This window comes from Trabulsiella odontotermitis, from assembly GCF_001297775.1.
GTDB lineage: Bacteria > Pseudomonadota > Gammaproteobacteria > Enterobacterales > Enterobacteriaceae > Trabulsiella > Trabulsiella odontotermitis.
In genome coordinates this window covers 201,475-220,699 of the sequence record NZ_LIFX01000002.1, presented here as the reverse complement: position 1 = coordinate 220,699, position 19,225 = coordinate 201,475, and the positions used below count along the sequence as shown (strand labels likewise).

General features: G+C 57.1%; 20 protein-coding genes. 8 read left to right on the top strand and 12 right to left on the bottom strand.

Annotation, left to right across the window (positions count from 1 at the left end; translation table 11 throughout):
• Both apaG and apaH read left to right on the top strand, forming a co-directional pair.
• On the top strand, window positions 1-378 hold the full coding sequence (gene apaG / locus AOY23_RS02860; RefSeq protein WP_049849807.1) for a Co2+/Mg2+ efflux protein ApaG: 378 nt from the start codon (window positions 1-3) through the stop codon (window positions 376-378).
• A gap of 4 nt (window positions 379-382) precedes the next feature.
• The gene (gene apaH, locus AOY23_RS02855; RefSeq protein ID WP_054178329.1) at window positions 383-1,234 is read left to right on the top strand and encodes a bis(5'-nucleosyl)-tetraphosphatase (symmetrical) ApaH; all 852 of its coding nucleotides are present in this window, start codon (window positions 383-385) and stop codon (window positions 1,232-1,234) included.
• A gap of 33 nt (window positions 1,235-1,267) precedes the next feature.
• Here the strand turns inward: apaH and folA are convergent, their stop codons facing one another.
• The 6 genes from folA to carA form a co-directional block, all read right to left on the bottom strand.
• The gene (gene folA, locus AOY23_RS02850; RefSeq protein ID WP_054178328.1) at window positions 1,268-1,747 is read right to left on the bottom strand and encodes a type 3 dihydrofolate reductase; all 480 of its coding nucleotides are present in this window, start codon (window positions 1,745-1,747) and stop codon (window positions 1,268-1,270) included.
• 196 nt (window positions 1,748-1,943) lie between these two features.
• Window positions 1,944-3,809 (bottom strand): glutathione-regulated potassium-efflux system protein KefC, encoded by a 1,866-nt coding sequence (gene kefC, locus AOY23_RS02845; protein WP_054178327.1) that lies wholly within the window; start codon window positions 3,807-3,809, stop codon window positions 1,944-1,946.
• Entirely contained in the window at window positions 3,802-4,332 is a 531-nt protein-coding gene (gene kefF / locus AOY23_RS02840; protein WP_054178326.1) for a glutathione-regulated potassium-efflux system oxidoreductase KefF, read from the bottom strand. Before kefF ends, kefC begins: the two co-directional genes overlap by 8 nt.
• A gap of 292 nt (window positions 4,333-4,624) precedes the next feature.
• Window positions 4,625-4,858 carry a YgdI/YgdR family lipoprotein gene (locus AOY23_RS02835; protein ID WP_038155712.1) on the bottom strand — a complete coding sequence of 78 codons (234 nt, stop codon included), beginning with the start codon at window positions 4,856-4,858 and terminating at the stop codon, window positions 4,625-4,627.
• 145 nt (window positions 4,859-5,003) lie between these two features.
• On the bottom strand, window positions 5,004-8,228 hold the full coding sequence (gene carB / locus AOY23_RS02830) for a carbamoyl-phosphate synthase large subunit (protein WP_054178325.1): 3,225 nt from the start codon (window positions 8,226-8,228) through the stop codon (window positions 5,004-5,006).
• Between the two features lie 18 nt (window positions 8,229-8,246).
• The gene (gene carA / locus AOY23_RS02825) at window positions 8,247-9,395 is read right to left on the bottom strand and encodes a glutamine-hydrolyzing carbamoyl-phosphate synthase small subunit (RefSeq protein WP_054178324.1); all 1,149 of its coding nucleotides are present in this window, start codon (window positions 9,393-9,395) and stop codon (window positions 8,247-8,249) included.
• 65 nt (window positions 9,396-9,460) lie between these two features.
• Between carA and AOY23_RS21470 the strand changes: the two genes are divergently transcribed.
• Entirely contained in the window at window positions 9,461-9,766 is a 306-nt protein-coding gene (locus AOY23_RS21470; protein ID WP_072170903.1) for a hypothetical protein, read from the top strand.
• Between the two features lie 84 nt (window positions 9,767-9,850).
• Here the strand turns inward: AOY23_RS21470 and dapB are convergent, their stop codons facing one another.
• Both dapB and AOY23_RS02815 read right to left on the bottom strand, forming a co-directional pair.
• A complete protein-coding gene (gene dapB, locus AOY23_RS02820) occupies window positions 9,851-10,672 on the bottom strand; it encodes a 4-hydroxy-tetrahydrodipicolinate reductase (RefSeq protein WP_054178323.1) in 822 nt (273 codons plus the stop codon).
• Window positions 10,673-10,806: 134 nt separating this feature from the next.
• Window positions 10,807-11,814 carry a LacI family DNA-binding transcriptional regulator gene (locus AOY23_RS02815; RefSeq protein WP_054178322.1) on the bottom strand — a complete coding sequence of 336 codons (1,008 nt, stop codon included), beginning with the start codon at window positions 11,812-11,814 and terminating at the stop codon, window positions 10,807-10,809.
• A gap of 188 nt (window positions 11,815-12,002) precedes the next feature.
• Between AOY23_RS02815 and AOY23_RS02810 the strand changes: the two genes are divergently transcribed.
• From AOY23_RS02810 to AOY23_RS02790, 5 genes are read left to right on the top strand one after another with little or no spacing between them, the layout of a single operon-like run.
• The gene (locus AOY23_RS02810) at window positions 12,003-13,751 is read left to right on the top strand and encodes a class I mannose-6-phosphate isomerase (RefSeq protein WP_054178321.1); all 1,749 of its coding nucleotides are present in this window, start codon (window positions 12,003-12,005) and stop codon (window positions 13,749-13,751) included.
• 2 nt (window positions 13,752-13,753) lie between these two features.
• Window positions 13,754-14,182 carry a PTS sugar transporter subunit IIA gene (locus AOY23_RS02805; RefSeq protein WP_054178320.1) on the top strand — a complete coding sequence of 143 codons (429 nt, stop codon included), beginning with the start codon at window positions 13,754-13,756 and terminating at the stop codon, window positions 14,180-14,182.
• A 10-nt stretch (window positions 14,183-14,192) separates the two neighbouring features.
• Window positions 14,193-14,687 carry a PTS sugar transporter subunit IIB gene (locus tag AOY23_RS02800; RefSeq protein WP_054178319.1) on the top strand — a complete coding sequence of 165 codons (495 nt, stop codon included), beginning with the start codon at window positions 14,193-14,195 and terminating at the stop codon, window positions 14,685-14,687.
• A 10-nt stretch (window positions 14,688-14,697) separates the two neighbouring features.
• Window positions 14,698-15,495, top strand: a complete 798-nt coding sequence (locus tag AOY23_RS02795; protein WP_054178318.1) for a PTS mannose/fructose/sorbose/N-acetylgalactosamine transporter subunit IIC — start codon at window positions 14,698-14,700, stop codon at window positions 15,493-15,495.
• Window positions 15,495-16,313, top strand: coding sequence for a PTS system mannose/fructose/sorbose family transporter subunit IID (locus tag AOY23_RS02790; RefSeq protein WP_054178317.1), 819 nt, complete (start codon window positions 15,495-15,497; stop codon window positions 16,311-16,313). Before AOY23_RS02795 ends, AOY23_RS02790 begins: the two co-directional genes overlap by 1 nt.
• 33 nt (window positions 16,314-16,346) lie before the next feature.
• On the opposite strand, the gene AOY23_RS02785 is transcribed toward AOY23_RS02790, so the two are convergent.
• The 4 genes from AOY23_RS02785 to fkpB all read right to left on the bottom strand — a co-directional run bounded on the left by AOY23_RS02785 (window position 16,347) and on the right by fkpB (window position 19,201).
• On the bottom strand, window positions 16,347-17,117 hold the full coding sequence (locus AOY23_RS02785; RefSeq protein ID WP_054178316.1) for a glucose-6-phosphate isomerase family protein: 771 nt from the start codon (window positions 17,115-17,117) through the stop codon (window positions 16,347-16,349).
• Window positions 17,110-17,673 (bottom strand): glucose-6-phosphate isomerase family protein, encoded by a 564-nt coding sequence (locus tag AOY23_RS02780; protein WP_054178315.1) that lies wholly within the window; start codon window positions 17,671-17,673, stop codon window positions 17,110-17,112. The genes AOY23_RS02785 and AOY23_RS02780 overlap by 8 nt, the downstream gene beginning before the upstream one ends.
• 127 nt (window positions 17,674-17,800) lie before the next feature.
• The gene (ispH, locus tag AOY23_RS02775; protein ID WP_054178314.1) at window positions 17,801-18,751 is read right to left on the bottom strand and encodes a 4-hydroxy-3-methylbut-2-enyl diphosphate reductase; all 951 of its coding nucleotides are present in this window, start codon (window positions 18,749-18,751) and stop codon (window positions 17,801-17,803) included.
• The gene (fkpB, locus tag AOY23_RS02770; protein ID WP_038155742.1) at window positions 18,752-19,201 is read right to left on the bottom strand and encodes an FKBP-type peptidyl-prolyl cis-trans isomerase; all 450 of its coding nucleotides are present in this window, start codon (window positions 19,199-19,201) and stop codon (window positions 18,752-18,754) included.
• Window positions 19,202-19,225 lie beyond the last annotated feature (24 nt).

Genomic DNA, 19,225 nt, shown 5'->3' with positions numbered 1-19,225 from the left:
ATGAACGATAAGCCCCTTGTTTGTGTGCAGGTGCAAAGCGTCTACATCGAATCCCAGTCCTCCCCGGACGAAGACCGCTACGTTTTCGCTTATACCGTCACCATCCGCAATCTGGGGCGATCGTCTGTCCAGCTTCAGGGCCGTTACTGGTTAATCACCAACGGCCACGGTCGTGAAACCGAAGTCCAGGGCGAAGGCGTCGTCGGCGAACAGCCGCATATCGCCCCTGGCGAAGAATTTCAATATACCAGCGGCGCCGTCATCGAGACGCCACTGGGCACCATGCAAGGCCATTATGAGATGGTCGATTTACACGGGAACGCCTTCCAGATAGACATTCCCGTATTCCGTCTGGCTGTACCAACTCAAATTCACTAATACAATGTCGACATACTTAATCGGTGACGTTCATGGTTGCTACGATGAACTGATCTCATTGTTGAAACAGGTAGATTTCTCACCTGAACGTGACACCCTTTGGCTGACTGGCGACCTTGTTGCTCGTGGCCCTGGTTCGTTAGAAGTTCTGCGTTTTGTTAAATCGCTCGGTGACAGCGTGCGTATGGTGCTCGGTAACCACGATCTGCACCTGCTGGCTATCTTTGCCGGGATCAGCCGCAACAAGCCGAAAGACCGCCTGACGCCGTTGCTGGAAGCACCAGACGCCGACGAGCTGATTAACTGGCTGCGTCGCCAGCCGTTGCTGCAAATCGATGAAGAGAAGAAGCTACTGATGGTCCACGCGGGCGTCACGCCGCAGTGGGATATCGACACGCTAAAGCTGTGTGCCCGCGACGTAGAAGCGGTGCTGCGCAGCGATTCTTACCCCTTCTTCCTGGATGCGATGTATGGCGACCTGCCCAACCACTGGTCGCCGGAGCTGAGCGGTCTCGCGCGGCTGCGTTTCATCACCAATGCCCTGACCCGCATGCGCTATTGCTTCCCTAACGGGCAGTTAGACATGTACAGCAAAGAGTCGCCGGAAAATGTTCCGGCGCCGCTGAAACCGTGGTTTGCCCTGAAAGGGCCGGTGACGGATGAATACAGCGTGGTGTTTGGTCACTGGGCGTCGCTGGAAGGCCAGGGGACGCCGGAAGGGATTTACGGTCTGGATACCGGTTGTTGCTGGGGTGGCGTGTTGACCTGCCTGCGCTGGGAAGACAAAGCGTACTTCATACAGCCGTCGAATCGCCAGATGGATCTGGGTGAAGACGACGAAGCCGTCGCCTCATAATGACCCCTCTCCCGGCCGGGAGAGGGAGATTCCTCAACGACGTTCCAGGATCTCGAAGCAGTAGCTGTGCGAGTTCTGGCCATCGGCGTCGTGAAATTCGCTGAAGACCGATTCCCATTCATCCGGATCGTAATCCGGGAAATGGGTATCGCCTTCCACTTCAGCGTCAATATGCGTCAGATAAAGCCGCTGGGCTTTCGGCAGGAATTGCGCGTAGATGCGCCCGCCGCCAATCACCATGATCTCTTCAACGTCACCGCAGGCGGCGATGGCCTCATCCACCGATTTCACCCACTGCACGCGGTCGTCAGTGCCCGGCTGGCTGCTGATGACAATGTTCTTGCGCCCTGGCAATGGACGACCGATGGATTCCCACGTCAGGCGACCCATTACCACCGGCTTGTTTAAGGTATTACGTTTGAACCAGGCGAGATCGGCTGGCAAATTCCACGGCATGGCGTTTTCCATACCAATTACGCGATCTACCGCTAACGCCGCAATCAGACTGATCATTGAAAGTTTCCCGGATGCAAAAAATTGCCGCCACTATACGGAAAGCAAAATCTTTCGTCGACTGGCGCCAGGGTAAAGAAAGCGAAAAATTCTCAATTTGCTGGCGAGTCCACGTCCCGGAAATGGACCGCCAGCATTACAGTGGTTAAGAAACAAAACGTTAGCCGTAAAGTGTGCGTAACATCACACTTTTACGTCAGGCAGTCGGTCTGCTTTCCGGTTCGTCCTCTGCCTTACCGGTATGTTTCCCCTCTTCCGTTCCCTGCCAGCCGTGGCGCTGAATAATCGACAGATGATTGCGATCTTCATTGATAATATCGGTCAGCATCGCACTGGTGCGCTTATACGCGGCGGCAAAGGAAGCATCGTCCTCTTCTGCAATGTCCACCATCTCTTCCACCATCCGTTCATTAAAACGGCGGAACAGGTCAGCACGTTCGCGCGCTTCGTACGGGCCAAGCCCCAGCGCTTCCAGCGTCATGCGACCGGACTTCAGCGCTCCTTCGAAGGTTTCACGCTCTGGCGCTTCCACGCCCGCCTGGCGCAACTGAATGTAATGATCCACATCGCGGGCGCGGGAGATGATTTTCAGCGTCGGGAAGTGCTCTTTCACCAGCATCGTCAGTTGCAGGCTGGCCTGCGGATCGTCAATGGCGTTAATCAACACTTCGGCTTTCGCCGCTCCCGCCGATTCGAGCAAATCGACCCGCGTCGCGTCGCCGTAAAAGACTTTCATATCGAATTTACGCAGGGTATCCACATGGTCGGGATCGTGGTCGAGAATGACCATTTTCACGCCGCTGGAGAGCAGCAAACGACCGGCAATCTGCCCGTAACGCCCGAATCCCGCGATGATCACGCGCGGCTGTTCTTCGTCGATCTCATCGGCTTCGCGCTCTTCGCCGCTACCGGATTTCTCAAGACGATTCAGCAGTACCAGCAGGACTGGCGTCGCCGCCATCGACAGCGCTACCGCCAGCGTCAGTGCTTTGGCCCATTCGGGATCCAGCACATTCGCCATTTGCGCCGCACCAAACACCACAAAGGCGAACTCACTGCCCTGCCCCAACAGCACGGCAAACCAGCGGCGTTGCGCTTTCGGTACACCCAGCGGACGCGCCACCAGCCACAACATCAGCAGCTTAATCAGCAGGAATCCGGCGAGCAAAATAAGGATCCGCAGCGGATGCGTCACCAGCGTACCGAAATCAACAGACATGCCGACGCCGATAAAGAACAGCCCCAGCAGCAGCCCTTTAAACGGTTCGATATCGCTTTCCAGCGCATGACGGTATTCCGAGCTGGCTAACAGCACACCGGCGAGAAACGCGCCCATCGCCATTGACAGTCCGACCTCTTCAAGCAACAGGCCGAAACCAAACACCAGAAACAGTGCCACGGCGCTGAACACTTCCCGCAGACCCGAGCGGGCAACAAAGCGCAGCACCGGACGGGTCACGTAGCGGCCCAGCAGAACCACCAGCACCAGCGCCGCTGCCACTTTCAGCGCCGACAGCGCGAAAGCGCCAAGGGTCGTTGACGCGCCACTGGCGGCCAGCAGCGGGATCATCGCCACCAGCGGAATGGCGGCGATATCCTGAAACAGCAGAACCGCAAAAGCGCCGCGCCCCATGGGCGTCAGGGTCAGGTTACGTTCATTCATCGCCTGCATGGCGATAGCCGTGGAGGAGAGTGCCAGCGTCATGCCGATCAGTTCCGCCACTTTCCAGTCGAGGCCGAGCAGTATGCAGAAGCCGCCGAGCAGCACGCCACAGGCGACCATCTGCAACGCGCCACCGCCAAACACCGAGGCGCGCAGTTTCCACAGCCGCTGCGGATCAAGCTCCAGGCCGATGACGAACAACATCAGCACCACGCCGATTTCCGCGAAGTGGAGAATCGACTCCGCATCCGTCACCAGACGCAGCCCCCACGGGCCGATAATGCAACCGGCAATTAAATACCCGAGCACCGATCCCAGCCCCAGACGGACGGCAATCGGCACGATCAGCGCCGCCGACCCCAGATAAATCAGCGCCTGTATCAGCGTATGGCTATCCATGATGCGCCTCCTGCCAGTCGATGAGCCGCTGTCTGAAGTGTCGCGCCTGCGCCTGCAGCGTTTCGTCGTCGCAGACAAAAGTGCAGTGCATGGCAAACGGCGGCAACCATTTCAGGCCACAATAAAGCGCCGTCGCCTGCAACGGCTGCGCCAGCACGTCAAACCCGGGATGGGAACCGATATCGAAATGGCTTTCACCGCCGCCGGTGGTCACCGCCCACATCAGGCTTTTACCGTGCAGCGCCTTGCCGCCGTGACCGTAGGCCCAGCCGTGAGAGAGGACTTTGTCGATCCACAGTTTGAGCAGCGGCGGGATGCTGTACCATTGCATCGGATGTTGCCAGACGATCAGGTCAGCGCGGGAAATCGCCTCCTGCTCGGCAGCAACATCGATATTAAAATCGGGGTAAAGATGATAAAGCGAACGGATTTCGACGCCGTCGAGCTCCCTGATTTGCTCAATCATCCGTTTATTCGCATGCGAATGATGCGGATAAGGATGGGCATAAATAATTAGAATCATGACTTTCTCAGCTGGCTTTAACGCATGATGTTAATCATAAGCGATTGCCGCTGAAAACGACATGAAAGCGCGTCGCGTTGTTACAGACCACCTCTTTTGTCAGATGAGGGGTCTCAGGCGGGAATAGAATGCGGAGCAGATTTTCTTCCCTTTGACCAGACGCTGGCCCTGGCAGCCGCGACCGGCAAGGTTATTAGGGATCAGTAAGGTTATTGGAAAAATAATAAAGAAGCCACAAGGTGATTTGTGTCGTCAAACGAAAGAATGCAGTGGCAAACGCCACTGCACAGGGTTAATTGTCCAGTTCACCCATGGTTTTAACCTGATCGCGGTTAATTTGTTCCGTTTGGCCGGTTTCAGCATTTTTGTACGAGACCAGACCGGTATCGTCATCCACCTGCGGTTTACCGTCGGTCACAATCGTACGGCCGTCGGTGGTTTTCATCGCCTGATTTGACGAACAACCCGCCACAGTAAACAGCGCCGCAGCAGCCAGAACAGAACTGATCAATAGTGTATTACGCATGGTGTTTCCCCCTGCTTTTGCGTTAAAAATAATGATCTGTCTAATCATTTTAGGCTAGCTGACGCTATCAAGCGGGAAAACCAGAACACTCTGAAGAGGGGCAATCGGGGAAACCCCGGCGAACACCTGCCGCCGGGGGGATTACTTAGCGGGTGATTTGCGCGTGCATTTCCTGAACGGAGACCACTTTCTCAGTGGCATCGGAGTTCAGCGCCATAGCGGTGGCGAAACCGCCGTTCAGCGTGGTGTCGTAATGCACTTTGTACTGCAGCGCGCTGCGGCGAATCAGTTTGGAGTCTTCAATCGCCTGACGCCCTGCGGTGGTGTTGATGATGTAAGTGTACTCGCCATTCTTGATACGGTCCTGAATGTGCGGACGCCCTTCATGCACCTTGTTCACCAGACGCGGGTTGATACCGGCTTCACCGAGCACAATCGCCGTGCCGTGGGTGGCATCCAGCTCAAAGCCCTGCTTCAGCAGCTTGGCTGCCAGGTCCACCACGCGCTCTTTGTCTTCTTCGCGAACAGAGAGCAGCGCGCGACCGTTTTTCTTCATCGTCGAGTTACTGCCAAGCTGCGCTTTGGCGAACGCTTCGGCGAAGGTACGGCCCACGCCCATCACTTCCCCGGTAGAGCGCATTTCCGGCCCTAACAGCGGGTCAACGCCCGGGAATTTGTTGAACGGCAGCACCACTTCTTTCACCGAGTAGTACGGCGGAATGACCTCTTTGGTCACGCCCTGCTGAGCCAGCGTCTTGCCTGTCATCACGCGCGCCGCCACTTTCGCCAGTTGAACACCGGTGGCTTTGGAGACGAACGGCACGGTACGCGCCGCACGCGGGTTGACCTCAATCAGGTACACTTCGTTGTCTTTCACCGCAAACTGCACGTTCATCAGACCGCGCACCTGCAGTTCGAAGGCCAGTTTCTGCACCTGCTGGCGCATCACGTTCTGGATTTCCTGGCTCAGGGTGTACGCGGGCAGCGAACATGCGGAGTCGCCGGAATGCACGCCCGCCTGCTCAATGTGCTCCATAATGCCGCCAATCAGCACCGTTTCGCCGTCGCAGATGGCGTCAACGTCCACTTCAACCGCGTCGTCAAGGAAGTGATCCAGCAGTACCGGCGCGTCGTTGGAAACGCTGACCGCTGTCAGGAAGTAGCGGCGCAGATCCGCTTCGTCGTAGACGATTTCCATCGCACGGCCGCCCAGCACGTAAGACGGACGCACCACCAGCGGATAACCAATTTCCTTCGCTCGTTCAACGGCCTGCTCAATGGCTGTAACAGTGGCGTTGGCAGGCTGTTTCAGCTTCAGGCGTTCAACCGCATGCTGGAAACGCTCGCGGTCTTCGGCACGGTCGATGGCATCCGGGCTGGTGCCGATTACCGGGACGCCCGCCGCTTCCAGCGCACGCGCCAGTTTCAGCGGCGTCTGGCCGCCATACTGCACGATGACGCCTTTCGGCTTCTCGATGCGGACGATTTCCAGCACGTCTTCCAGAGTGACCGGCTCGAAGTACAGGCGGTCAGAGGTGTCGTAGTCGGTGGAGACGGTTTCCGGGTTACAGTTGACCATGATGGTCTCGTAACCGTCTTCGCGCAGCGCCAGCGAGGCGTGTACGCAGCAGTAATCGAATTCAATGCCCTGGCCGATACGGTTTGGGCCGCCGCCGAGGACCATGATTTTTTCGCGGTCGACAGACGGGTTCGCTTCACACTCGTCTTCATAAGTGGAGTACATGTACGCGGTATCGGTGGCGAATTCCGCCGCACAGGTGTCGACGCGTTTGTAGACCGGGTGCAGGTCGTACTGGTCGCGCAGCTTGCGGATTTCCGCTTCGCGCACGCCCGCCAGTTTTGCCAGACGCGCATCGGCAAAGCCTTTGCGCTTCAGATGGCGCAGGAAATCAGCGTCGAGGCCGTTGATGCCGACATCCACCACTTTCTCTTCCAGGCGTACCAGCTCTTCAATCTGCACCAGGAACCAGCGGTCAATGTTGGTCAGGTTGAATACGCCGTCAACGGACAGCCCGGCGCGGAACGCATCGGCGATGTACCAGATACGCTCGGCGCCCGCGTCTTTCAGCTCGCGACGAATTTTAGTCAGCGCTTCCGGGTCGTCGAGGCTCACTTTCGGGTCGAAACCGGTGGCGCCCACTTCCAGACCACGCAGCGCTTTCTGCATTGATTCCTGCTGCGTACGGCCAATCGCCATCACTTCCCCGACCGATTTCATCTGGGTGGTCAGGCGGTCATTGGCACCAGCGAATTTTTCGAAGTTGAAGCGCGGAATTTTCGTCACGACGTAGTCGATGGACGGCTCAAACGACGCCGGAGTGCGACCGCCGGTGATGTCGTTCATCAGTTCGTCGAGGGTGTAGCCCACGGCCAGTTTCGCTGCCACTTTGGCAATCGGGAAGCCGGTCGCTTTGGAGGCCAGCGCCGAAGAGCGGGAAACGCGCGGGTTCATTTCGATCACAATCAGGCGACCGTTTTTCGGGTTCACCGCGAACTGTACGTTCGACCCGCCGGTTTCAACGCCGATCTCACGCAGTACCGCCATCGAGGCGTTACGCATGATTTGATATTCTTTGTCGGTCAGGGTCTGCGCCGGGGCGACGGTGATGGAGTCACCGGTATGAATGCCCATGGCGTCGAAGTTTTCGATGGAACAGACGATGATGCAGTTGTCGTTCTTATCGCGCACCACTTCCATTTCATACTCTTTCCAGCCAATCAGCGACTCATCAATCAGCAGCTCGTTGGTCGGGGAAAGATCGAGACCGCGTTCGCAGATCTCTTCAAACTCTTCACGGTTGTAAGCGATACCGCCACCGGTGCCGCCCATGGTAAAGGACGGACGGATGATGCACGGGTAACCCACGTCAGCCGCCACAGCCAGTGCTTCTTCCATCGTATGGGCGATGCCAGAACGCGCGGTGTCGAGACCGATTTTTTTCATGGCGACGTCGAAACGGCGGCGGTCTTCGGCTTTATCAATCGCATCAGCGGTGGCGCCAATCATGGTGACGCCAAACTCCGCCAGCACGCCCTGACTCTCCAGCTCCAGCGCGCAGTTCAGCGCCGTCTGGCCGCCCATGGTCGGCAGCACTGCGTCCGGGCGCTCTTTCTCAATGATTTTGCGCACCACTTCCCAGTGAATCGGCTCGATGTAGGTGGCATCAGCCATTTCCGGGTCGGTCATGATGGTCGCCGGGTTGGAGTTGACGAGAATGACGCGGTAACCCTCTTCGCGCAGCGCTTTACACGCCTGGGCACCGGAGTAGTCGAATTCGCAGGCCTGGCCGATAACAATCGGGCCAGCGCCGAGGATCAGGATGCTTTTAATATCGGTACGTTTTGGCATGGTTCTCTCAGCTCCTGATTATTTAGCGGTCTTACGGTAGGTCTCAATCAGTTCGATAAAGTGATCGAACAGCGGCGCCGCATCGTGCGGGCCCGGGCTGGCTTCAGGGTGACCCTGGAAGCTGAACGCCGGTTTGTCGGTGCGATGGATCCCCTGCAGGGTACCGTCAAACAGCGATTTATGCGTGACGCGAAGGCAGGCAGGCATCGACGCTTCGTCCACCGCAAAACCGTGGTTTTGCGCGGTGATCATCACCGTGTTGTTGTCGATATCTTTCACCGGGTGGTTGCCGCCGTGGTGGCCGAACTTCATTTTGACAGTTTTCGCACCGCTCGCCAGCGCCAGCAACTGATGGCCGAGGCAGATGCCAAAGACCGGAATATCGGTGTCGAGGAACTGTTTAATCGCGGCGATAGCGTAATCGCACGGTGCCGGGTCGCCAGGGCCATTGGAGAGGAAAATGCCGTCCGGGTTCATCTTCAGCACCTCTTCCGCCGGGGTCTGCGCCGGAACCACCGTGAGGCGGCAGCCTCTGTCCACCAGCATACGCAGGATGTTGCGCTTGGCACCGAAGTCGTAGGCCACGACGTGGAACGGCAGCTCGTCTTCTTTTTTCGCTTCCGGCAGGTCGCCGGCAAGCGTCCAGCTGCCTTGCGTCCAGCTGTAGTTTTCAGCAGTGGTCACTTCTTTCGCCAGGTCCATGCCGTTCAGGCCCGGAAACGCGTTGGCTTTTTCCAGCGCCAGCGTGGCATCAGGGTTATCACCGGCGATGATGCAGCCGTTCTGGGCGCCCTTCTCGCGCAGCAAACGCGTCAGCTTACGGGTATCGATATCAGCAATTGCCACGATGTTATGGCGTTTCAGGTACGACGAGAGGTCTTCGGTGTTGCGGAAGTTGCTGGCAATCAGCGGCAGGTCGCGAATGACCAGACCTTGCGCATGAACCTGAGAGGATTCTTCATCAGCGGCGTTAGTGCCGACATTGCCGATATGGGGATAAGTAAGAGTGACGATTTGGCGGGAGTAGGAAGGATCAGTGAGGATTTCTTGATAACCGGTCATTGAAGTATTGAAAACGACTTCCCCAACCGCCGTGCCCGTTGCCCCTATGGCCCGACCGTGAAACTGGGTTCCGTCTTCCAGAACCAAAAGCGCTGACTTTATCAAAACACCCTCCAAAGAATATTCACTCACTTTATCTGCATATTAATTCACAACTACCGGATGAATCAATGCAAATCTGCTGCCCGCGAATTTCTGGCAAACGGCGGCATTCTGGAGATTCGGGGGGTAAAAGTCAACTCAAAACACCAATTTTGCGTGTTATTTTGCGCCACTGGACAAGTTATCCGCTTTTAACAGGCAAAATGATCAGCAAACTTCACACAGAAAACGCTTGCGCGACAAAAAGAATGTCATTCATGCCGACAGAAAGTAAAAAAGTAGACCATCTGGTCAAAATTTACAATTCATCAACACAAATAGGAAAGAAAACACAGAGTAATAAGCGGTTAATGCAAAAAGAGAAACAAAACTAGAAAAATAAAAGGGCAATAAAACTATTGCCCTACGCAATCAACTGCTTATGACTGCTAATACCACATCACGAACGGTACAAACCCTTACAGATTATTCAAATCTAGCACGTCGCGCATATCAAAAAGGCCATTTTTCTTGCCTTTCAGCCATAATGCCGAACGAACCGCGCCATTCGCGAAAGTCATGCGGCTGGACGCCTTATGGGTGATCTCAATGCGTTCGCCGATATCAGCAAACATCGCGGTATGTTCACCGACAATGTCGCCCGCGCGGACGGTGGCGAAACCGATGGTGCCAGCAACGCGCTCACCCGTGTGCCCTTCCCGGCTGTAAACCGCACAGTCCTTCAGGTCTTTATCCAGCGCGTGGGCAATGGCCTCGCCCATCGCCAGTGCCGTACCTGACGGCGCATCCACTTTATGACGATGGTGTGCTTCGATGATTTCAATATCGGTGTAATCGCCCATCACCTTTGCCGCTTTTTCCAGCAGCTTGAGCATCACGTTGACACCAACACTGAAATTGGCGGCAAATACGATGGCGATATCCCGCGCCGCATCCTGAATGGCCTGTTTTCCGGCGTCATCAAAGCCGGTGGTGCCGATGACCATCCCCTTGCCGTTTTCCCGGCAGAACGCCAGATGCGCCAGTGTGCCTTCCGGGCGGGTGAAATCGATAAAAATATCAAAATCGTCTTTTACCGCCTGCAGTTTGCTTTGCACGATAATGCCGGTTTTGCCCGTGCCCGCCAGTTCGCCCGCATCACTTCCCAGCAGGGAAGATCCTTCACGCTCCAGCGCCGCGCCCAGTTGAACGCCATCCAGTTGTGCCGCCGCCTGAATTAACTGACGCCCCATACGTCCGCCCGCGCCCGCAATGGCGACGCGGATTTGTGCATCATGCATATCTATTCTCTTGTGTTGATTTCAGGTAAACCGTTTTTCAGAGTAACCAGCCTCCGCCGGGGCCGCCATCTGAAAACGCCAGTAATTAGAATTTAACGTTATGTGACGGGAGATATCAGTAAAAAACATCACTCTCAGCGAAAACCACAGGATTCCCTGATCACCAGGGCCGGTGGCAGAATAATGCGTTTCGGCGGCTCATCATTGCCCTGAATCCGACTGAAAAGCAGCTCTCCCGCCTTACGGCCAATCTCTTTTGCCGCCACCGAAACGGTGGTCAGCGCCGGTTGCACCAGCGCGGCTTCGGTGATGTCATCAAAGCCCACCAGCGCAAAATCGCGCCCCACTTCCCGCCCCATTTTGCGCAGCGCCTGCATGACGCCCAGCGCGACGATGTCCTGATAACAGACGGCAGCGGTGATCTGCGGGTACTGGCTGAACAGCATTTCTGCTACGCGCGCGCCGTCGCTCTGGCTGGCCTGCGAGGTGACAATCCAGTCAGGATTGGGCGAAATGCCGCTCTCCAGCAACTTACTGGTGTAACCGCCAATACGCTGCGAACGGGTGCCGGAATTGAGGCTGCCGCCAATAAACGCGATATGGCGGTGCCCCAGTCGCAGCAAATGCGCGGTCGCCATCTGGGTACCGAGAAAGTTATCAGTACCGACAAAATCGAAATCAGGATCGTTTAACGGGCGCACCACCATGATGGCCGGAATATTGCGCCGCTTGAGCCCATCAAAAAACGCCTGCGGAGTTTCCCGGGCGGCGCACAGCACCATGCCACAGGCGTTATTACGCATCAGGGAATCAACAAACTTTTGCTGCCGCTCTTCCGACTCTTCGCTGTTGGCCAGAAACAGCAACATCTCATGGCGTTCCATTTCATGGCTTAACCCTGCCGTCATCTCACCATAAAAGGGGTTGGTGATGTCGTGCAGCAACAAACCGACCTGATTGCTGCTGCGGTTGCGTAAGTTGGCGGCGGTCTGGTTGTAGACGTAGCCGGATTCATCCAGCGCCTTCAGCACCCGTTCCCGGGTGGCCTGCGAGATACGCCCGCGGTTGCGCAGCACCATCGATACCGTGGCCGTTGAGACTCCCGCTATCCCGGCGACCTGCGCCAGCGTCACTGTGGTCATAACTTCCTCCTTCGTCCCCTCCAGATTAATCGAATAACCTGTAAATTGCATTTTTCCTTGTGAAGCACTTCACACTCTCTGTTTCAGGAGGCCATTTCCTGCGGGTTTTGACAGGTTAATCGCGTTAACCACTCTTCCACATTGAGGTTAATCGATTAATCTTAATTTAACGCAGAGGGAGTTCGCTAATGAAAAAGACCACTTACGATAAATACCCTGAAGTGACCGTGCAGGGCTACGATCACCACGCCTGCCGCGGCTGGGACGCGATTATCGCTGAACTTCGCCAGCGGATTGCCGGGAAAACGAAAACCGTGCTGGTGATCGACTGCTATCCTGGCGTCCGGCTCGAAGAGCTGGAGCAGGCATTGCGGGCTGAATTCAGTACCGCCCGCTGGATCAACGCGGAGAACGCGCGCCGGGACGAGCAGGCGTTACATGCCCTGCTGGCCCGCAACCTGACTGACGATCGCGTTTTCGGCGTGCTCTCCTGCCACCAGTTGCCTGAGTTTTTCGACCCTCAGGCCCTCGCCGACCTGCAAAAACAAGTACAGAGCGCTCCGGAAGCGCTGGTGATTGTCTGTGGGCCGGGCGCTGCCCTGGTGCACCCCGGCGACGTGCTGGTGTATGCCGATTTGCCGCGCTGGGAGATTCAGTTGCGGATGCGCAGCGGCGAACTGGGCAACTGGGGCGTGGAAAATTACAACGAAGATATCCTGCGCCGCTACAAGCGCGCCTTTTTCATCGAATGGCGGGTGTTCGATCGCCATAAAACCCCGCTGCTTAAGCGCGCCGATTACCTGCTGGATACCACCGTGGCGAATGCGCCAGCAATGGTCAGCGGCGAGGCGTTGCGTGCCGGGCTGGAACAACTCACCCGTCGCCCGTTCCGCGTCGTGCCGTTCTTCGACCCCGGCGTCTGGGGCGGCCAGTGGATGAAACAACAATTCGATCTCGATCCCATGAAACCCAACTACGCATGGTGTTTTGACTGCGTGCCCGAGGAAAACAGCCTGTTGATGCGGTTTGGCGACGTGCGGATCGAGATCCCCTCTCTGGATTTGGTGCTGCTGCACCCCCGCACACTGCTGGGCGAAAAAGTCCACGCCCGCTTCGGCGCGGAATTTCCGATTCGCTTTGATTTTCTCGACACCATTGGCGGGCAAAATCTGAGTTTTCAAGTGCATCCGCTGACGGAATACATTCAGCAGCAGTTTGGCATGCACTACACCCAGGACGAGAGTTATTACATTCTCGACGCGGAGCCCGGCGCGGTGGTCTATCTCGGGGTACGCAGTGGCACTGAACCGCAGGCGATGTTTGATGATCTGCGCCAGGCGGCGCGGGGCGAAAAAGCGTTTGACGACGCGCGTTTCGTTAATCAAATCCCGGCCTGCAAACACGACCACTTTTTGATCCCGGCGGGAACCGTCCACTGTTCCGGCGCAGGTACGATGGTGCTGGAGATCAGCGCCACGCCGTACATTTTCACCTTCAAGCTCTGGGACTGGGGACGCCTCGGCCTCGACGGGTTGCCGCGCCCGGTACATCTCGATCACGGCGAGCAGGTCATCGACTGGCAGCGCGATACCGAGTGGGTGCATCAGCATCTGGTGAACCGCATTGACGTGCTGGCGGAGGGCGACGACTGGCGCGAAGAACGAACCGGGCTGCACGAACGCGAATTTATTGAAACGCGCCGCCACTGGTTTACCGGCCCGGTCACCCACCATACTGACGGCGGTGTGAACGTCCTCAATCTGGTGGAGGGCGCGGAAGCGCGAGTTGAAAGCCCGAACGGCGCTTTCGAGCCTTTTGTGGTGCATTACGCCGAGACGTTCATCATTCCGGCGAGCGTGGGCGAATATCGCATCACGCCGTGGGGTAAAGGGGCTGGTCAGCAACTGGCGACAGTAAAAGCCTGGGTAAGGGGATAACAATGATTCATGTGATGGTGGCCTCGCACGGCCCGCTGGCAACGGCGATGCGGGAGAGCGCCGAAATGGTGTACGGCGCATTGCCGCACGTTTTTACGGTGACACTGACGGGCGAAACCGGCATTGAAGGCTTTAAACAGGATTTCGCCCGTGTGCTGACTACCGCCAGCCAGGGCGCTGACGGCGTACTGGTGCTGTGCGATATGCAAAGCGGTACGCCGTGGAACGTCGCCTGCCAGTATGCGTTTTCTCCTGAGGTGTCGCCGCCGGTAAGTGTCATTGGCGGCGTCAATCTTCCGATGCTGCTGCAGACCGACGAGATACTGGATTTTCGGGACGTTAACGCAGCCGCGGCGCAATTGCTCGCCCTGACGCAACCGACTCTGGTGGTGGCCGAAATCAACGCCAGCGCCCAGTCTGACGATTTTTAAGGAGCCCATTATGAGCATTTCATTTGTACGTATTGACGACCGCGTCATTCATGGGCAGCTCGTCACACGCTGGGCCAAAGAGCTGCCCTGCGATGGCATCGTGGCGATAGATGATGCCGTCGCGGCCGATCCTCTGCTCTCTTCGGTGATGAAAGGGGCGGTGTCTGATACCAAAGTGTGGCTGTTTGATACTGCCACCGCGATCGAGAAACTGCCCAAAGTCATTGCCAGCGACAAGCGCTATTTCGTCATCGGCAAGTCACCGGTCACGCTGCAAAAAATAGAACAGGCAGGCATCAGCCTCAAAAACAGCAACGGCAAAATCAACGTTGGCCCGATGAGCGCCCGCGCTGACACGGTCACCATCGGTCCCAACCAGTCAGTCAATGCCGGAGAAATCGCCGCTTTCGACTGGTTAAGCGCGCATGGTCATCACATTGAATTCCGTCTGGTACCGGATGCCAGTCATTACAGCTGGCAGGACGCCCGACAAAAAATGAAATAAGGAGCAGACGATGTTTATCGAAGCGGCATTAATTGGCGTGCTCTGCTATCTGGGCGCGCTCAGTAGTCCCTGGCTGTTTGGCCTGACGGGCGGCTGGTATCTCATCACCCGCCCGCTGGTCTCCGGCATGCTGGTGGGGCTGATCCTCGGTGATATCAAAACCGGGATCATGATTGGCGTGGCGGTGCAGGCGGTGTATATCGCCATGGTGACCCCCGGCGGCTCGATGCCTGCCGATCTTAACTTTGTGGCCTTTCCGGCCATTGCGCTGGGCATTCTTTCCGGCAAAGGGCCGGAAGTGGCGGTGGCGCTGGCTGCGACCATCGGTATCGCGGGAACCATTCTGTTCAACGCCATGATGGTACTGAACTCTTTCTGGAACCACCGCGCCGATACCGCGCTGGAGCGTGGCGACGAACGCGGTATTTACCTCAACAGCGCCATCTGGCCGCAAGCCACCAACTTCCTGCTGCGTTTTGTGCCGACGTTTATCGCGGTGTATTTCGGCGCACAGTACATCAGCGAGTTTATGGACAGCCTGCCGAAAGTGGTGCTTTCCATTATGAACGTGCTGGGCGGCATTCTGCCAGCGGTGGGTATTGCGATTCTGCTCAAGCAAATCATTAAAAACTACACCATGCTGATCTACTTTCTCGTGGGCTTCGTGTGCATCGTTTTCCTGAAGCTGAACATGGTCGCGCTGGTGATTGTCGGCGCGCTGCTGGCGCTGATTCATTACAACTATAAACCGGAAGCGCCTCAGACTGCGCCTTCTGCCCCGGTGGCTGATGATGAGGATGAATTCTGATGGAAGAGCGTAAACTGACCCGTAAAGATCTGCGCCGCTGCTGGCGCGCGTGGATGATGCACAACCTGTCTTCGATGAGCTTCGAGCGTCTGGAATCGTTCGGCTTCTGCCTGAGCATGTTGCCTGTCGCCCGCAAACTCTACCCGGATGCCGCCGGGCGCACCGAAATGCTGCGCCGCCACGCCTCCTTCTACAACACCGAGCCGCAAATCGGTGCCATCGTGAACGGGATGGCACTGGGCCTGGAAGAGAAAAAGGCCAATGGCGAGCCTGTCGACGGTGACACCATTAACACGCTGAAAGTCGGCCTGATGGGGCCGCTCGCCGGGATCGGCGACTCAATGATCCCTGGCATGCTGATCCCGATTCTGCTCAGTATCGGGATGGCGCTGGCGGCAGGCGGTAGCATCTTAGGCCCGCTGTTTTATATCGTCGCCTGGCTGGCGATCATCGTCCCCGGCTCCTGGTATCTGTTTTTAAAAGGCTACGAGATGGGCTCCGGCTCGGTGGAAATCCTGGTGAGCAGCAAATCCACCCGCCTGCGTGAAGCGCTGTCGTTGCTCGGGGTATTCGTGATGGGCGGCGTGGCGGCGAGCTACGTGAAGCTTGGCACCGGACTGGAATTCATCACTAAAGACGGCGTCAATATTCACGTTCAGCAGATGCTCGACGGTATCTTCCCGCAACTGCTGCCGCTGGTGGTGGTGCTGGGGACCTGGTATCTGATGGCGAAACGTGGCGTGTCGCCGGTGAAAGCGATGCTTCTGCTGCTGGTACTGGCGGCGATTGGCGTCGCCAGTGGATTGTTTGCCGGGTAACCACAGTAAAACCGGGGCGCACGCCCCGGTCTGTCAGGGATGGAAGTTTTGCCACAGCGCGGCGGTTTTATCCGGCCGTGAAATGAACTGGAAACGGGCGGGATCGTCGATGAATTGCTGGTAAATCGGTGCCGATGTAATGCCAAACTCCTCATACTGCCGGGGGGCTATCACCTGTAACCGGCCTGGCACATAATGCGGATTATGCAGCCAGACGATCTGCGATTCCTGCACCAGCGGATACCACGCCAGCCCTTTATGCGCGCGCACCGCGTCATACTCAAAGCCATATTCCCGATCGCACCAGGCGCCGAAGGTCAGCGGCTCGTCCGGGCTCGCGGAAATGGTGGCATGGCCCCAGCCCGGCGGCACCAGCACTTTGTCTCCCGGCCCGGCGATCACCGCGAAACAGCGCCCCGGATCATCCTCAACATATTCCTGCATGTAGATAATCGCTTTCCCCTGCCAGATTTCATACAGCTCCGGTGGCGACCAGCCACTGTGCTGGCTGATGCGATGCACATGCCCCTGGCTGCGGATCGGCTCTTCGCCCAGTTGCCCGGCGGCGTAAGTCACCACGCCAAACAGCAGCATCCGTTTTTGCAGCTCTTCACGATCCTGGATGCGCGCCACGTCCATCGCAATGGCATACACCTCCTGAGGCCCGTCGCACTGTGGATCGCGCAGCGACGGGCGGATCTGATCGAGAGAGCGGATCTCCGGCATCGGGCCGGTGACATCATCGCCATAACTGAAGCCCATCGGCTGGTGATGGATGGTCATGTCGAGGCCGTATTCAGCCATTCTGCACCTCCCTGACCTGTACCTGCTGGCTGTCTTCCACCACGCGCCAGGCGAATCCGCCTGCCAGCGCGGCATAATCGTGCCCGGCGGTGGACGACCAGACCGCCAGCGCCGAGAGGATCTCCGTGCCGGTATTGATCAGGCGATGCGCGGTATAACCCGGAATGACGTGCACCGAACCGGCGGACACTGGTTCGAGGCGCATCTCTCCTTGCTCATCCTGCAACAACAGCAAACCCTCACCGCGCAGGCCAAAATAGACTTCCCCCTGTTCACGCAGGGCGTGGAAATGACCGCGGGTCATAAAATATTCGTTACCGACTTTTCCGGGGTAAAGGTGGGTCACGCCCGTAAACAGCTCTCCCGAACCGGACGGGGTATCCAGCATTTCAACGTCATAAACAATGTGTTGGGGATCGGCATGCTGCCAGCCGGAAAGATCAGCGAAGACGCCGGGGAGATCGGCGAGACGGGTAGTTTTGCGAAGTAACGGGGTGCGCGAAAACGCCCCCGCCAGCCAGTCGACATGCGGCGGCTGAGACAGAACAGGTTTCATGTTTTTCTCCGGCCCGAGGAGAACAACAAACCAAGCATAGCAGATTAATCGATTAACCTTGTGACGGAATCGACGCTTTGCCACAACAGTCACCACGAGGGTGACTGTTGTCTTTCAGGAAAGGGAATTACTGGATTTCGCGGATGTCCATCCGCAGCTCTTTCGGCACTTCGAAAACGATATTTTCTTCGCGGCCTTCCAGCGGAACCGCCTCACCGCCGCCCAGTTCCTGCAAACGGACAATCACGTTCTGTACCAGGATATCCGGTGCCGAGGCACCAGCCGTGACGCCAACGCAGTTTGCACCTTTCACCCAGTTTTCCTGAATGTCGGTCGCGTCGTCGATAAGAAAGGCGGTTTTGCCCATCCGCTGCGCCAGTTCGGCAAGACGGTTGGAGTTAGAGGAGTTTTTCGAGCCGACCACCAGCACGACATCAGCCTGTTCCGCCAGCGCGCGCACCGCTTCCTGACGGTTGGTAGTGGCATAACAGATGTCGTCTTTGCGCGGGCCGACGATTTTCGGGAAACGCTGACGCAGGGCGTCAATCACGTCCGAGGTATCATCAACTGACAACGTGGTCTGAGTCATAAACGACAGTTTGGTTTCGTTTTTGACGTCCAGTTTCCAGACATCGTCCGGGGATTCCACCAGGTACATGCCCCCTTCCGGGTTGCTGTACTGGCCCATCGTCCCTTCCACTTCCGGGTGTCCGGCGTGGCCGATGAGGATCGATTCTTCACCACGACGGCTGGCGCGGGCAACTTCCATATGGACTTTGGTCACCAGCGGGCAGGTGGCGTCGAACACGGTCAGATCGCGGCTTTTCGCTTCGTTGCGTACCGCCTGCGAAACTCCGTGTGCAGAGAAAATCAGGATCGCGCCGTCCGGCACTTCGCTGATCTGCTCGATAAAAATCGCCCCGCGTTCACGCAGGCTGTCGACCACGTAGCGGTTATGCACCACTTCGTGACGGACGTAAATTGGCGCGCCGTAAATTGCCAGCGCGTTTTCCACAATGCTGATAGCGCGGTCTACACCGGCGCAGAAACCGCGCGGGTTGGCCAACAGAATCTGCATTTAAACCTCCAGCGCCGGATCGATTTCCAGCACTTCAACATCAAAATGGACGGTCTGGTCTGCCAGCGGATGGTTGAAATCCACCGTAATGGAATCACCGTTAATCTCGCGGATCACACCAGGCATTTCGCTGCCATCCATTGCGGTAAAGAGCATAATCGCGCCGATTTCCGGCTCACCAGCATCCATAAATTCGCGGCGCGAGAAATACTGGATGAGGTCCGGGCTGGAAACGCCAAAGGCGGCATCCGGCTCCAGCGAGAAGGATTTTTTCTCCCCCTCTTTCAGCCCCAACAGGTGCTGTTCCAGCCCTTCTGACAACGACGCGTCGCCGAGACGAAACAGCGCCGGTTTGCCATTGCTGCGGGTCGACTCGGCCGTTGAACCGTCGTCGAGTTTCAGCGTGAAATGCACCAGCACGGCGCTATTGCTCTGTACGGATTTAGACATTCAAATTTGCCTGTGGTTTTGCCT

Coding starts and splice junctions, on each gene's coding strand:
- apaG (WP_049849807.1), top strand. CDS start 1: ATGAACGATAAGCCCCTTGTTTGTGTGCAGGTGCAAAGCGTCTACATC.
- apaH (WP_054178329.1), top strand. CDS start 383: ATGTCGACATACTTAATCGGTGACGTTCATGGTTGCTACGATGAACTG.
- folA (WP_054178328.1), bottom strand. CDS start 1,747: ATGATCAGTCTGATTGCGGCGTTAGCGGTAGATCGCGTAATTGGTATG.
- kefC (WP_054178327.1), bottom strand. CDS start 3,809: ATGGATAGCCATACGCTGATACAGGCGCTGATTTATCTGGGGTCGGCG.
- kefF (WP_054178326.1), bottom strand. CDS start 4,332: ATGATTCTAATTATTTATGCCCATCCTTATCCGCATCATTCGCATGCG.
- AOY23_RS02835 (WP_038155712.1), bottom strand. CDS start 4,858: ATGCGTAATACACTATTGATCAGTTCTGTTCTGGCTGCTGCGGCGCTG.
- carB (WP_054178325.1), bottom strand. CDS start 8,228: ATGCCAAAACGTACCGATATTAAAAGCATCCTGATCCTCGGCGCTGGC.
- AOY23_RS21470 (WP_072170903.1), top strand. CDS start 9,461: ATGCAAATCTGCTGCCCGCGAATTTCTGGCAAACGGCGGCATTCTGGA.
- dapB (WP_054178323.1), bottom strand. CDS start 10,672: ATGCATGATGCACAAATCCGCGTCGCCATTGCGGGCGCGGGCGGACGT.
- AOY23_RS02815 (WP_054178322.1), bottom strand. CDS start 11,814: ATGACCACAGTGACGCTGGCGCAGGTCGCCGGGATAGCGGGAGTCTCA.
- AOY23_RS02810 (WP_054178321.1), top strand. CDS start 12,003: ATGAAAAAGACCACTTACGATAAATACCCTGAAGTGACCGTGCAGGGC.
- AOY23_RS02805 (WP_054178320.1), top strand. CDS start 13,754: ATGATTCATGTGATGGTGGCCTCGCACGGCCCGCTGGCAACGGCGATG.
- AOY23_RS02800 (WP_054178319.1), top strand. CDS start 14,193: ATGAGCATTTCATTTGTACGTATTGACGACCGCGTCATTCATGGGCAG.
- AOY23_RS02795 (WP_054178318.1), top strand. CDS start 14,698: ATGTTTATCGAAGCGGCATTAATTGGCGTGCTCTGCTATCTGGGCGCG.
- AOY23_RS02790 (WP_054178317.1), top strand. CDS start 15,495: ATGGAAGAGCGTAAACTGACCCGTAAAGATCTGCGCCGCTGCTGGCGC.
- AOY23_RS02785 (WP_054178316.1), bottom strand. CDS start 17,117: ATGGCTGAATACGGCCTCGACATGACCATCCATCACCAGCCGATGGGC.
- AOY23_RS02780 (WP_054178315.1), bottom strand. CDS start 17,673: ATGAAACCTGTTCTGTCTCAGCCGCCGCATGTCGACTGGCTGGCGGGG.
- ispH (WP_054178314.1), bottom strand. CDS start 18,751: ATGCAGATTCTGTTGGCCAACCCGCGCGGTTTCTGCGCCGGTGTAGAC.
- fkpB (WP_038155742.1), bottom strand. CDS start 19,201: ATGTCTAAATCCGTACAGAGCAATAGCGCCGTGCTGGTGCATTTCACG.